This is a genomic window from Dysgonomonas sp. 521, assembly GCF_010501055.1.
In the GTDB taxonomy this organism is placed as follows: domain Bacteria; phylum Bacteroidota; class Bacteroidia; order Bacteroidales; family Dysgonomonadaceae; genus Dysgonomonas.
The window spans coordinates 41,609-55,838 of record NZ_QVMO01000010.1; the positions used below are offsets into that span (position 1 = coordinate 41,609).

General features: G+C 41.2%; 10 protein-coding genes. 3 read left to right on the forward strand and 7 right to left on the reverse strand.

Annotation, left to right across the window (positions count from 1 at the left end; genetic code table 11):
- Positions 1-84 precede the first annotated feature (84 nt).
- The 6 genes from speA to D0T84_RS05270 form a co-directional block, all read right to left on the reverse strand.
- Complete coding sequence (gene speA / locus D0T84_RS05245; RefSeq protein WP_163306710.1) at positions 85-1,977, reverse strand: biosynthetic arginine decarboxylase; 1,893 nt, start codon at positions 1,975-1,977, stop codon at positions 85-87.
- A gap of 83 nt (positions 1,978-2,060) precedes the next feature.
- Positions 2,061-2,534: a GyrI-like domain-containing protein gene (locus tag D0T84_RS05250; protein ID WP_163306712.1), complete on the reverse strand. Its 474-nt coding sequence runs from the start codon at positions 2,532-2,534 to the stop codon at positions 2,061-2,063.
- 2 nt (positions 2,535-2,536) lie between these two features.
- Positions 2,537-3,043 carry a flavin reductase family protein gene (locus D0T84_RS05255; protein ID WP_163306714.1) on the reverse strand — a complete coding sequence of 169 codons (507 nt, stop codon included), beginning with the start codon at positions 3,041-3,043 and terminating at the stop codon, positions 2,537-2,539.
- Positions 3,044-3,054: 11 nt separating this feature from the next.
- Positions 3,055-3,525 (reverse strand): hypothetical protein, encoded by a 471-nt coding sequence (locus D0T84_RS05260; protein ID WP_163306716.1) that lies wholly within the window; start codon positions 3,523-3,525, stop codon positions 3,055-3,057.
- A 21-nt stretch (positions 3,526-3,546) separates the two neighbouring features.
- Positions 3,547-5,334 carry a translation elongation factor 4 gene (gene lepA, locus D0T84_RS05265; protein WP_163306718.1) on the reverse strand — a complete coding sequence of 596 codons (1,788 nt, stop codon included), beginning with the start codon at positions 5,332-5,334 and terminating at the stop codon, positions 3,547-3,549.
- Between the two features lie 184 nt (positions 5,335-5,518).
- Complete coding sequence (locus D0T84_RS05270; protein WP_163306720.1) at positions 5,519-6,484, reverse strand: WGR domain-containing protein; 966 nt, start codon at positions 6,482-6,484, stop codon at positions 5,519-5,521.
- A gap of 710 nt (positions 6,485-7,194) precedes the next feature.
- Between D0T84_RS05270 and mfd the strand changes: the two genes are divergently transcribed.
- A complete protein-coding gene (mfd, locus tag D0T84_RS05275) occupies positions 7,195-10,527 on the forward strand; it encodes a transcription-repair coupling factor (RefSeq protein ID WP_163306722.1) in 3,333 nt (1,110 codons plus the stop codon).
- Positions 10,528-10,580: 53 nt separating this feature from the next.
- On the opposite strand, the gene D0T84_RS05280 is transcribed toward mfd, so the two are convergent.
- A complete protein-coding gene (locus D0T84_RS05280) occupies positions 10,581-11,183 on the reverse strand; it encodes a SagB/ThcOx family dehydrogenase (protein WP_163306724.1) in 603 nt (200 codons plus the stop codon).
- 205 nt (positions 11,184-11,388) lie between these two features.
- Here D0T84_RS05280 and D0T84_RS05285 point away from each other — a divergent pair, with 205 nt between their 5' ends.
- Complete coding sequence (locus D0T84_RS05285; RefSeq protein ID WP_163306726.1) at positions 11,389-12,630, forward strand: DUF4105 domain-containing protein; 1,242 nt, start codon at positions 11,389-11,391, stop codon at positions 12,628-12,630.
- Entirely contained in the window at positions 12,627-14,222 is a 1,596-nt protein-coding gene (locus tag D0T84_RS05290) for an alkaline phosphatase family protein (RefSeq protein WP_163306727.1), read from the forward strand. The genes D0T84_RS05285 and D0T84_RS05290 overlap by 4 nt, the downstream gene beginning before the upstream one ends.
- Positions 14,223-14,230 lie beyond the last annotated feature (8 nt).

Sequence of the window (14,230 nt, forward strand, 5' to 3'; positions counted from 1 at the left end):
ATGAACGAAGAACTCTTAACCTTTCTCTTATGAAAAAGAATTCGTGAAATTTACTAACAGTTACTTAGGTTTCTTTATTATATTTTACTCCAGGTACGTATATCCGTAAAGCCCCGAACGGTAGTTGGAAAGGAATTCTTTTCCTTCTTCTACCGTTATCGTTCCTTGCTTCACACTCGATGTTACCCATGTCTCTACAGTGCGAACCAGCTTTTTAGCGTTGTATTGGGCATAGTCTAATACTTCGGCTACAGTTTCCCCGTCAATCATCTGTTCTATCTTATAACCGTCCTTATCAACGGAAATATGTACAGCATTTGTATCTCCGAACAGGTTGTGCAGGTCACCCAATATCTCCTGATAGGCTCCTACAAGGAATACACCGAGATAATATGACTCGTTTTTCTTCATACTGTGTACCGGCAGGTATGCCGATTGGTTTCCATTGGATATGAAATTATCAATCTTTCCGTCCGAATCACAGGTAACATCCTGCAATGTAGCTGTCCTGTCCGGTTTTTCGTCTAGCCTGTGGATAGGGATAATAGGGAAAATCTGGTCGATAGCCCATGAGTCAGGTAACGACTGGAACAATGAAAAGTTACAAAAATATTTATCAGGAAGAAGTTTCGATAACTGTTTCAATTCTTCCGGAGCATGCTTTGCCCTGCCCGCGATCTGGTAGATTTCGCGTGCTATGGAGAAGTATAAGCGTTCTACCTGGGCTCTCGTTTTCAGGCTTAGCATCCCCAGACTGAACAAATCCAGTCCTTCTTCTCGTATCTGCTGCGCATCGTGCCATGCTTCGAGCATGCGCGACTGGCTCAGGTTATCCCATATTTCGTAAAGTTCTTTTACCAACTCGTGGTCATCTTCCGAAATGTCCAGACTTTCGTCCCATTCGGGTAATGTAGCTGTTTCCAACACTTCAAATACGAGTATAGAATGGTGTGCAGTCAGCGAACGCCCCGACTCTGTAATAATGTTAGGGTGGGGAATGTCATTTTTGTCGGCTGCGTCTACCATTGTAGCTATAGAGTCGTTTACATACTCCTGTATCGAATAGTTAACGCTGCTTTCGTTATACGAAGAACGGGTGCCGTCATAATCGACTCCCAGACCTCCGCCTATGTCGACAAACTCTACTTTGAAGCCCATCGCATGCAGTTGCACATAGAATTGTGCGGCTTCGCGCAATGCTGTTTTTATCCGGCGTATCTTCGTAATCTGGCTACCGATATGAAAATGGATCAAACGTAATGACTCCTGCATATTGGCTTTTTCGAGATAAGACAACGCTTCGAGCAACTCACTGGAATTGAGCCCGAACTTGCTGCCGTCACCTCCCGACTCTTCCCATTTTCCGCTGCCGGAACTAGCCAGTTTGATACGGATACCGATGTTCGGGGTTATTTTCAGCCTCTTGGCTATTTTTGCGATAAGGGGAATCTCATTCAGTTTCTCTACAACGATGAATATATGCTTACCCATTTTTTGCGCAAGCAGAGCCAATTCTATATAGCTTTCGTCTTTGTATCCGTTGCAAATAATAAGCGAATCGGAATCTGTATTGATGGCAATTACTGCGTGCAGTTCAGGTTTGGAACCGGCTTCGAGCCCGATATTAAATTTCTTGCCATGACTGATAAGCTCTTCTACTACAGGTCGCATCTGGTTTACCTTGATGGGATATATGATATGGTTTTGCCCTTTATATTCATATTCCTCCGCTGCCTGCTTAAAGCACGTCGATATCTTCTCGATACGGTTGTCCAGAATATCCGGAAAACGTATCAGTACGGGAGCTGACACATCGCGAAGTTGCAATTCGTCCATCAGTTCTTTTAAATCAACAGCCACCCCGTTTTTTCGCGGAGTTACAACAACGTTACCTTTCTCGTTCACAGAAAAGTAATTAATTCCCCAGCCTGCAATGTTATACAACTCGGCCGAGTCTTCGATGCGCCATTTTCTCATTCTTTGTGTAAAGTGATAAAATTTTAATAATTAGTTATGAGTTGACAATGGAAAGTCGACAGGAGATAATTAGCTGTCAACTATCAATTATTCACTGATAAAAATGTTGTTATCTTAGCGTTCTTAGGATCTTTCGACTCTTCTCCGTAAATATCAAAATCGGCTAAATAACGTCTGTCTATGTCTGATTGCCAAATATGTGCCCATGTTTTGCCTATGGCATAAGGCAGTTCTCCTTCCGAAATATACTTATAATATTTTGATTCCGGTATTTCTTTAAAAGCTAATCCCAGATTTGTAGGTATCCCGTCTGTTGTAGAAACCTTATATCCCAGTACAGTAGTATAGTCTCCTGTATAGTCACTTTCATAATCAGTATATATACAATATATATCAGTAGAAACTTTGTTAGGCATCAGTTGCTGGATATAAGCATTGCGGAAGAATACTTCCCACAGTTTGGTTATATCTGCCTGCGACTGGTGATTTTGGTTTGTTGTACGCACCGAAATGCCAACAACCGTGAATTTATCAAGGATGACTTCTTCGTGATTCATTCTTATTTCTGCAATATGTTTGTTACTTCTGCAATATACAGGTAATGGAAATCCTTTTCGGGGTACCATTTACCTATAATATCTTTGTCCAGAAACGCTTCTTCTTCAATCCGCTGTACGAAAAGCTTTTTGACGAACATCGCAGTTTCTGCTTCCTCAAAGTAGGGGATTCCATTCTCTAAAGCTGTTGTGAATCCTGCTTTAGCAATCTTATCTTCATCACGCCCCGAGACTTTACCCAGATAACCCAGTTCTTTGAGGTATTCCTTATCGAAGAAAGTAAGGGAAAACGATTCGGCATTTTCTACAAATTCCCTCGTGTACCTTTGAGGACGTATAACAACAAAAGCTACTTCTTTGTTCCACATTACGCCGAAGCCGCCCCAGCTTGCAGTCATTGTATTTACCGTACCGTCAGCCTTTGCCGCGGTTATCAGCATCCATTTGTTTTTCAGCCCGAATGAATCGGGTGTAAAATCTTTTATGTTTACTTCTTTAAAATGAGACATTGCTAGTATAATTAATTAGACACATCGAGATAATAGCCTCTGGTTCCGAACGAAAGGGTAATGCCTACAGTAAAACCTTTCATCCGTATGCCGCTAATAGATTTTCCGGGAATGCTATAACCCAGATGAAGTTTTACAGCATTTAGCAAGTTTAAGCCTAGCGATGGATTTATAAAATGCTGCGAAGCGACTACTTTAGCATCCAAAGCGCCTCCTATCCCAACATTGAAACTTCCGGCAGGGATAGCTTTCGTCTCCCCTCCAAAGCGGCCTACATAGGCTCCGGCTCCCAGTCCGATGTTCAGGAGTAAGTCGTTGGAACTATTATAAGGTCTTGAATTGTAAAATGAGCCGGATACACCGAAATACCCCATACTTCTTTTATTGAATGTATATCCTATATCGGCAGCAACCCCCGCATTTTGCGCACTGAGGCTGATGCCTGAAATAATAAAAGCGATAATGACGAATAGTTTTTTCATTCTCTATTATTATTGCTATTATTAATCCAACTTCAATACAGCTAAAAACGCTTTCTGAGGCACTTCCACATTGCCTACCTGTTTCATGCGCTTCTTACCTTCTTTCTGTTTTTCCAATAGTTTACGTTTACGCGAAATATCACCGCCATAACATTTGGCCGTCACATCTTTACGTACAGCCTTGATTGTCTCACGGGCGATAATTTTTGCCCCGATAGCTGCCTGTATGGCTATATCGAATTGCTGGCGAGGTATCAGTTCCCTTAGCTTCTCGCACATACGGCGTCCGAATGTAACGGCATTGTCCACATGAGTCAGTGTAGAAAGGGCATCCACAGATTCACCGTTCAGCAGAATGTCCAGTTTAACAAGCTTCGACTCGCGATAATCGTGCATGTGGTAATCGAAAGAAGCATAACCTTTCGAGATACTTTTCAACTTGTCATAAAAGTCTATCACTATTTCACCTAAAGGAATGTCATAGATAATTTCCACACGGTCGCCTGAGATATACTCTTGTTTGATAAGTATTCCACGTTTGCCAAGACACAGGGTCATAATAGGCCCTATATAGGTCGTATTTGTAATAACCGATGCCCGTATATACGGTTCTTCGATATAATCTATCAGGGTAGGGTCGGGAAGCCCCGCGGGATTATGCACCTCTTTTGTGTTTCCTTTTTTATCGTGTACTATATAGGATACGTTTGGCACTGTGGTAATCACATCCATATTGAACTCACGGTCGAGACGTTCCTGAATGATCTCCATGTGCAGAAGCCCTAAGAATCCGCAACGGAAGCCGAATCCTAAGGCCACGGACGATTCGGGCTGGAATGTGAGCGACGCGTCATTCAACTGTAACTTTTCCAAGGATGAACGCAGGTCTTCAAAGTCTTCGCTATCTATCGGGTAAACTCCGGCAAATACCATCGGCTTCACTTCTTCGAAGCCCTCAATAGCCTTATCGCAAGGGTTTTTCACATGCGTGATAGTATCACCTACCTTTACCTCCTTAGAGGTTTTGATTCCTGATATGATATAGCCTACATCGCCGCAGGTGACTTCCTGCCGTGGCGACATATCCAGTTTGAGCACGCCGACTTCGTCTGCGTCATATTCCTTACCTGTAGCAAAGAATTTAACGAGGTCGCCCTTTCTTATCGTACCGTTTACTACTTTAAAGTATGCGATTATGCCTCTGAATGAATTGAATACAGAATCGAATATCAGAGCTTGCAGGGGTGCTTCCGGATCGCCTTTCGGTGCAGGTACACGTTCTATAATGGCGTCCAGAATATCATAGACCCCTTGTCCTGTTTTACCGCTGGCACGGATTATTTCCTCTCTTTTTACACCGAGAAGCTCGATTATCTGATCTTCTACCTCGTCCGGATTAGCGCTGGGAAGGTCTATTTTGTTCAGAATAGGTATAATTTCCAGATCGTTGTCTATAGCCATATACAGGTTGGAGATAGTCTGAGCCTGTATTCCCTGCGCTGCATCCACAATCAGCAAGGCGCCTTCGCAGGCAGCTATCGAACGTGATACTTCGTAAGAGAAGTCTACGTGTCCCGGAGTGTCGATAAGGTTGAGTATATATTTTTCGCCTTTATATGCGTATTCCATCTGGATAGCATGGCTTTTGATAGTGATGCCACGTTCGCGTTCCAGATCCATATTGTCAAGTACCTGAGCCTGCAAGTCTTTGCCTTCTACAGTTTTTGTATACTCTAAAAGCCTGTCTGCCAGTGTACTTTTACCGTGGTCGATATGCGCAATAATGCAAAAATTCCGTATCTTATTCATTCGCTATAATCTCTTGTGTTTTAATCTGTAAATTTGGAGTGAACACACTACCCCAAATTAGGGTGCAAATATACAAAAAAGATATAAAAAGCTTAATGCCTGAACTGATAAGAATTGTATATAATTACAGAGAAAGGTTTTATTTGCTTTTCTGTGAATTAACTAATATGCGCATGCCGTTCCATTATTCTTCTATCAGGTCTTCTAAAGTAGGGTATTTCCTTGTTCTTGGGCTTAGCTTCTCAATAGTTTCCTCCACAATGTCAGGATCGTATTCAACACCCATAACTTCCAAAGCTTCGGTAACATAATCTGTAGCAAATTCTTTGTCTTTCATTTTAGATACCTCTTCCAATATATATCTGAACAGGATTTCTTTCTGGTCGTCGTTGTCGGCCAAATGTTCAGCTATCGATTCTTCCAGGTTATATTCCAGATCGGGGCAGTCTATGGCATAGACACAACAAGCTGCAAGCAGGCGCAACCCATTGTCAGTAGCACTTATTACACTCAATACCTGATCTAATTGCGCCATCCCTCCTCCGGGACGTATTTTGCGGTGGTATTCAGTAAACAGCGGAACATAATTATCATTGCTTAGAGCAAGTTTATATGCTGCGGCCATCCCCATGTGTACTTCATCGTTGAAGAACTGGTTGGGGTCAACTGTTTTTATATATTTTTCTACCAGAGGTATTAATTCCCGATGCATGACGGCGTTTTCGAAGAAAAGTTCTTCGCTTTCTATAGCATTGCCGTAGGCTTCGAACTTACCATCAGAAATCCTGCCATAGATAAGGCCTTTATTTTGACTTACTATTTTTCCTGTCTGGTTGATGTCACACAAGAGTGTTTCTAAAACACGCCTTATATCATCAACCGAAGATAAGTCAACAACTATTTCATGTGTCTTCAATGATTCTGCGGTACTGACGGGCATGCTCCCTTCTTCGATATACCCTTTCTTTATTTTTTCTGCTATCAGTTTGTTTGCTTCTTTCAGGCAGGTAGTTTCATCCGGAAATTCTTTTGTTTGCATTTGTCCGTTTGTGCCTGTTTTGCCAAAGTTGACATCAAAACTGTTGCCTGAAATTTCAATACTCCAAAATTTGTTGGATTTTTCATCTTTATAGAGGAATGTACGTTTCATTGTTTGTTATTTTTAGTTTGTGAATTTTTCTGAATTTTATAAAGTGCAATTTATAAAAAAAACAGACACGGGTTTATCGTTTCGAGGGAGAAATAAACATCTCTAAAAATTTGAACGAATAAAATTTAAGCAGTTACTAAGCAGTTTCTTACACTTTTGTCCTGTCTATCGGGCAGCAGAGCCCGCTTTTTACATACGCTTCGCTAATTCAAGCCTTGGTGTATGATTTGTTTTCAAAATTATCTTATATATAGATCATTGCCTTAATTCGAAAAAGAAAAAGAAAGTAACAGATAAAAATAATAAAAAGGTGTTACCTTTGTCACTTTTTGAATATATATGATTGATAATAACTAATTTATGAATTTAAATATGTGTTACTTTTTATGATAAAATATATTATACGAATCAAGGGTTAAATGTGCCGTTAGGCACATCATATTGGTAGAAACATGAATGAAATTCGTTTTTTGTGCCGTCAGGTACAAAATGTGAATTGTTCTGTAGATATTGCGTACCTGACGGCACGCAATTAACCGGTTAAAGCTTCTTTCTACCAACATTCAGTCCCTAAAGGGACAAAAAATAGCACATTTAACCCTTGATTCGCATATATTGGTTCAGTTTTTGTATTAAATTCAAATAAAATGTGGGATACAAGGCTACAATAATTTTATTAATTTTGCATCCCTAATAAATAGTCAACGAAATTGAAATTATCAGTACTTCAGGAGATTTTTGAATCTCATAAGAATATACCGGCATTAATAAATATCCTGCCCAAACATAAGAGTTTTTATATCAAAGGCTTGCAAGGATCTTCTTCGGCAATGCTTGCAGCAGCTCTGTTTCATAAGACAGATCGTTGTTGCCTGTTTGTACTAAATGACATGGAAAGTGCCGGTTATTTTTACCACGACCTGAACCAGATACTGGATTCGGAAAAGGTCTTCTTTTTCCCGTCAGCATATAAGCGGGCTATAAAATACGGCCAGATAGATGCCGCAAATGAGATTCTCAGGACAGAGGTAATGGGACAATTGCAGGTCGGCGCCAAGCACCTGATAATAGTTACATACCCGGAAGCCCTGGCAGAAAAGGCGGTAGCAAAAGATATTCTGAAAAAGAATACTATTCAGTTGTCGGTGAATCAAGACACTGACAGAAACTTTGTTTCGGATATGCTTGATTCGTTTGGCTTCGAATATGTTGATTACGTCTATGAGCCGGGACAGTTTGCTGTCAGGGGAAGTATCCTGGACGTTTTCTCATTCTCCAGCGAATATCCATACCGTATCGATTTCTTTGGCAATGAAGTAAGCACTATCAGGACATTCGACATAGAAACCCAGCTATCGAAGGAAAAACTTACCCAGATACAGATTATTCCGGATATGCAAAAATCTGATCTGGACAGGGAATCATTGCTAAAATTGATACCCAATGACTCTATTGTCGCATTTAAGGATTATGCGTGGGCGGGAGACAAAGTGGACGGTATATACAACGATTCCGCCATATTGGATAACCCCGAATATGAAAAAGATTTACAGCGGAAACTGACTACAAGGGATGAGTATCAAAGCCTGATAGATGGTTTTAAGCATCTCCATTTTAGAAATAAAGTAGATGCAGATGTGGTCATTGAGTTCAATATAGATGTGCAACCTTCATTCCATAAGAACTTTGACCTGATAAGTGAGACTTTTCACAAGTATATAGATAAGGATTATAAGATTTATATACTGAGCGATAGCGAAAAGCAACACAACCGCTTGAAATCTATATTTGAGGACAGGAAAGACCATATTGAATTCATACCTGTGGAACGGACGTTGTCGGAAGGATTCCTTGATGAGACATTAAAGATTTGCTGCTTTACAGACCATCAGATATTTGACCGTTACCATAAATATAATTTAAAATCGGACAGGGTACGATCCGGTAAATTCGCGTTATCACTGAAGGAGTTGCAACAATTCCAAATCGGCGACTATATTGTACATATCGACCACGGGGTGGGCCAGTTTGGCGGACTGGTACGGTCTGACATGAACGGGAATATTCAGGAACTGATCAAGCTCATTTACCTGAATAATGATGTCATCTTCGTTTCGATCCATTCCCTGCACAAAATATCGAAATACAGGGGCAAAGAAGGCGAACCGCCACGTATAAACAAGCTGGGTACGGGAGCATGGAATAAGATAAAGGAGAAAACCAAGAGTAAGGTAAAAGATATAGCCCGCGACCTTATCCAGTTGTATGCCAAACGCAGGGAAGAAGAAGGATATAGGTTTTCGCCCGATTCATTCCTGCAACACGAGTTAGAGGCTTCTTTTATATATGAGGATACACCCGACCAGATAAAAGCTACTACGGATGTAAAGCACGATATGGAAAACATCAAGCCTATGGACAGGCTTATATGCGGAGATGTGGGCTTTGGGAAGACCGAAGTATCTATACGTGCGGCCTTTAAGGCTGTAACGGATAATAAGCAAGTAGCGGTTTTAGTGCCCACTACAGTTTTGGCTTATCAGCATTACCAGACATTTAAGGAGCGGTTAAAAGATTTCCCCTGCCGTGTGGAATACATCAGCAGGGCGCGCACAATCACGCAGATAAGGAGTACTTTGGCAGATTTAAGGGAAGGAAAAGTCGATATATTGATAGGCACGCACCGCATTGTAGGTAAAGATGTGAAGTTTAAGGACCTGGGATTGTTAATAATAGATGAAGAACAGAAATTCGGGGTGGCGGTAAAAGAGAAGCTGAAACAGATGAGAACGAATGTGGATACGCTGACAATGACGGCTACGCCAATCCCCCGTACGCTTCAATTCTCGCTGATGGGTGCACGCGACTTATCTACAATAACAACACCTCCGCCAAACCGTTACCCGATACAGACCGAGGTTCATTCATTCGACCCGCTGATAATAAGGGAAGCCATCGAGTTTGAAATGAGCCGCAACGGGCAGGTTTTCTTTATTAATAACCGGATTAAAAACATATACGAGTTAGAAGAGTTGATAAAAAGAGAGATTCCCGATGCGCGCGTGGCCGTAGGACATGGAAAAATGGATCCTAGAGAACTGGAATCTATTATCATTGATTTTGTAAACCATGAGTACGATGTCCTTGTGGCTACTTCTATTATAGAATCGGGTATAGATATCCCCAATGCCAATACCATTATAATCAATAACGCGCAAAACTTCGGGCTGAGCGACTTACATCAGTTGAGAGGGCGCGTAGGGCGTAGTAATAAAAAAGCCTTCGCGTACCTGTTGAGCCCACCGTTGCATACATTGACCCCTGAGGCCCGGAGGCGGTTGCAGGCAATCGAGAACTTTTCCGAACTTGGGCATGGATTCCATATTGCCATGCAGGACCTGGATATCCGTGGTGCCGGAAATTTATTGGGAGCCGAACAAAGCGGATTTATTGCCGACCTGGGATACGAAGTCTATCAGAAAATACTGTCGGAAGCGGTAAATGAACTGAAGAATAATGAATTTGCAGACCTTTATCACGAGTCTGAGGGGGATGAGAAGATTTCCGGCGACAACTTTGTTGATGATGTACAGATAGAGAGCGATCTGGAATTATTTTTCCCGGCATATTACATACCGAACGACTCGGAGCGTATTACACTCTACCGTGAACTGGATAACATGGAAAAAGAGTCGGATATAGCCAGTTTCGTAGAACGGCTCGAAGACCGCTTTGGTAGAGTACCGAAGGAGGGTAGGGAACTGATTCAGGTTGTACGGTTGCGCACTCTGGCTAAAACGCTGGGGATAGAAAAGGTTATACTTAAAAGGGAGAGAATGAGCCTGTATCTAGTATCAAATACCAACTCGCCCTATTACCAGTCTGCAGCCTTCGATAAGTTGTTGAGCTATATACAGAAAAATCCACGAAACTGCGAATTGAAAGACAGGAACGGGAAGCGGTCGGTGAGTATCAAGGATGTGCTGGATATTGAGACAGCATATATGATTCTGGATAAAATAAAAAATATAAAGCTAAAATGAAAAAGGTAATAAGCAAACACTTATTACCTTTAATCGTACAGTATTGATATTTACTACTTTATATACCCTACAGGCTGCACAAACGTAATCTCTTGCTGGTCGGTCAGTTTCAATGCAGTGTGCAGGTCTGGTCTCTTGAATGATCCCCGTGCTACAGTTCCCAATCCGGCCGAAGCACAGTAGAGATATACATTTTGAGCGATGAGCCCGCTATCTATAAAGCCCGCTTCACGGTTCGAAGCCTTATCTATATTGGCAACATATACCAATGATAGCGCCGCATTTTCCGATATATTAGGCTGTCCTAATGCCGCTCTCTGATCCCCTTCTATCATCAGTTTCAGCACATTGTCTTTGGCATCATAAAGATAGACTCCGTTGCTGAGTACTACATAAAGATCGATCTCCTGTTTGTTTTGAGACGAAGCCACGGTACGCAGACCTTCCCTGTTGAATCCGTAAGCAGCCCAGAGCAGATCGGATAATGTCTGAGCAGGTAAATCTTTCTGTTCGAATGAGCGGTGCGACTGGCGTTCACTCAAAGCTTCCATTAATGGTTTCCCTCCGGTTTTCGTAGGAGGCACCAATTGTATATCTTGTGCCGAAACACAACCAATTAAGCAAAATAAAGCAATAGCTAATAGTCCTTTTTTCATAATTAAAACTTGTTTTGAGATTTAACAAAAGCAAAAATATGCAATTATATCTGTTATTAACATCTGCACGTTGTATTAAGTTTTAACAGGCTAACTGTTATTTAATAAAAATTCACAACTCATTGAAAATATATCAACTTATAAATAAATTCTATTGCTTATTATCCTATATTTGTATTTATAAAGAAAATCTACCTATTCTACGATGCGGAATTTACTCTCAATCTTTTTCTTGCTAGCTATATCCTTTTCGCAGGGATTGAGTTCACGTACTGATATTGCTAAAGAATCGATATTACTTACTGATACGGCACAAGTCAGCCTTTTGACCAGTTCGGCCTGGAATAAGGAGATATACGCCTTGTTCGGGCATACAGCTATCCGTGTTTGCGATACTACGCAGCATTTGGATATTGTATTCAATTACGGCTTGTTCGATTTTAACAGCCCTAATTTTATATTCCGTTTTGTAAAAGGAGAAACCTTCTATATGGTAGGAGCCGTACAGTATAAGTATTATATTGAGGAATATAAAGAACGTGGAGTAGGGGTAACAGAGCAGGTATTCAACTTGAACCTGAAAGAAAAGCAGGATATACTAGACGCACTAACAGTTAATTCTTTGCCTGAAAACCGTGTGTATCTCTATAACTTCTTTTACGACAATTGCGCAACACGCCCCCGGGATATTATCGGGAAATATGTGGATGGTAAGATAGAATATACACCAACAAATAAAGTGCAAACATACAGGGATTTAGTGCACGAATGTGTTGGTGTACAACCCTGGGCTCAATTCGGTATAGATATAATCATCGGCGCTGATGCCGACAAGGTAATAACCGACAGGCAAAAAGATTTCCTGCCTGCATATCTGATGGAAGCTTACAGAGGCAGTACACTCAAAGGCTCAGACGAGACTAGCCGCAATCTTATATTAAGCGAAAACCAGCTACTTATACCAGATAAGGCGCTATCTCTTCCGATGCCCCAAATGCCATTATACACCGGTTGTATCCTTTTAGCCTTTACCCTGCTATTGTCTTTGGTTGTCTATAAAAAAAGATGGTTTGCCTTAGGCAAAGTGTACGACACATTGCTATTTATTGTAGCAGGGGCGGGAGGATGTGTTATCTTCTTCCTGATGTTCTTTTCTATCCACCCATGTGTCAATCCAAACTGGAATATAGTATGGCTAAACCCGCTTCAACTTATTCTGGCTCTATTATTCTTTGTAAAATCATTATCAAAATTCATAAATTGTTATCATTTTATTAACTTTGTGGCGCTTTTGGGATTTCTTTTGGCATGGAGTTTGATACCACAGCAATTAGAAATAGCATTCATCCCATACATCTTATCTATATGCATAAGATCGGGAATGAACATTTTACAACTTAAAAAGTTAAATAAAAGAGCTGATTACAGCTTACCAAGGCCAAAATGATAAGAATATTAACCTCTTTAGTTGCTGTATTAACAATTTCTTCCGTTCAGACGCAGACATCTGTGCGTGAGACGCCGAAATTGGTTATAGGCATTACCATAGACCAGCTGAGAGGGGATTATCTTGAACTGTTTCAGGGATCATTTACCGAGAGAGGCTTCAAGCGGCTGCTGAATGAAGGCCTGGTTTATCAGAATATAAAGTTTGATTTTCCTAATCTGGACGATGCTTCGGCCATAGCCACTATATATACAGGCGCACCGCCTTTTTATCATGGCATTATAGGTAATAAAAAATATATCGCCGCGCAGAAACAGGAAGTATCAGCATTTTCCGATCCTTCATTTCTGGGGAATTATACTCAGGATAAAGTTTCTCCATTAGCGTTAAAATCCTCTACAATAACGGATGAACTTAAAATCGCATCGCGGGGAAACGCCGATGTGTATTCCTTTGCGCCTCAGATAGCGCAGGCCTTGATATCCGCGGGCAAAAGGGGGAATTCTGCCTTCTGGGTAGATGACTATACAGGCAAATGGGCTTCAACCACATATTATAAAGACTTCTATTGGTCTGTAGATCAGGATAACCGTAGCGGTGCAGATTTCGCTACTAAGGTATGGAGTATGTACTGGCGTCCGTCTTTGGATGTAAGTTCTTATAAAGCCTTTCCGTACGAACAGAGCGGCACTCCTTTCCAGCATTTTTTGGGAGGGGATAAGCAGACTTATATCTTAGCCAAGCAGATTCCTGCCGTAAATGAGAATGTGAGGGCTTCCGCCATGACACTGCTATCAAAGGCAGAGTTAGGCAAACGCTCCAATCCTGATTTTTTATCCCTAACATTTTATGCCGGCAATTTTCCCGGTGTATCCGATTATTCTTACGAGATACAGGATGTGTATGCCTGCCTCGACAGAGAGATTGAGAAACTTCTGGATGAAGTGGATAGATCAGTCGGGCTTAAAAATGTGCTTATCTTTGTCACATCTACCGGATACTATAAATCGTCTGAACTGACAGCACCTGACACTCAGTCAAATTCGAATATTCCCGAAAACAAATTCTATATTAACCGCTGTGAAGCTCTTCTGAATATGTACCTGATGGCTATATATGGCAGGGACGTACAGTGGGTAGATAAGTTTTATAACGGACAGGTTTATTTAAACAGGGAACTGATTAAGAGTAAAAATATTTCTTTACAGGAAATACAGGATAAGGCTGCTGAGTTTGTTTCAGAGTTTACCGGAGTTCAGGAAGTATATACTTCATTCCAGTTGCAGCATGGGCAGTGGAATCCTGTAATGGAATATTACAAAAACGGGTACACAAAGGAAACATCAGGCGATCTTTTTGTCGAATTGCAGCCCGGATATAAAGCTGTAAACGAACAGGATGCTTCTTTTAAAGAAAAACAGGTAAGGAATAACGCAGTTGTTAGCCCCGCAATATTCTTTGGCAATAACATTAAGCCAGCCCGGATAAAAAGGACTATAAAAGCTACGGAAATAGCGCCTACGGTCGCATATATAATGCGTATAAGGTCGCCCAATGCAGCTAAAGATGAACCATTGCCTGAATTATTGTAAAATCTTGA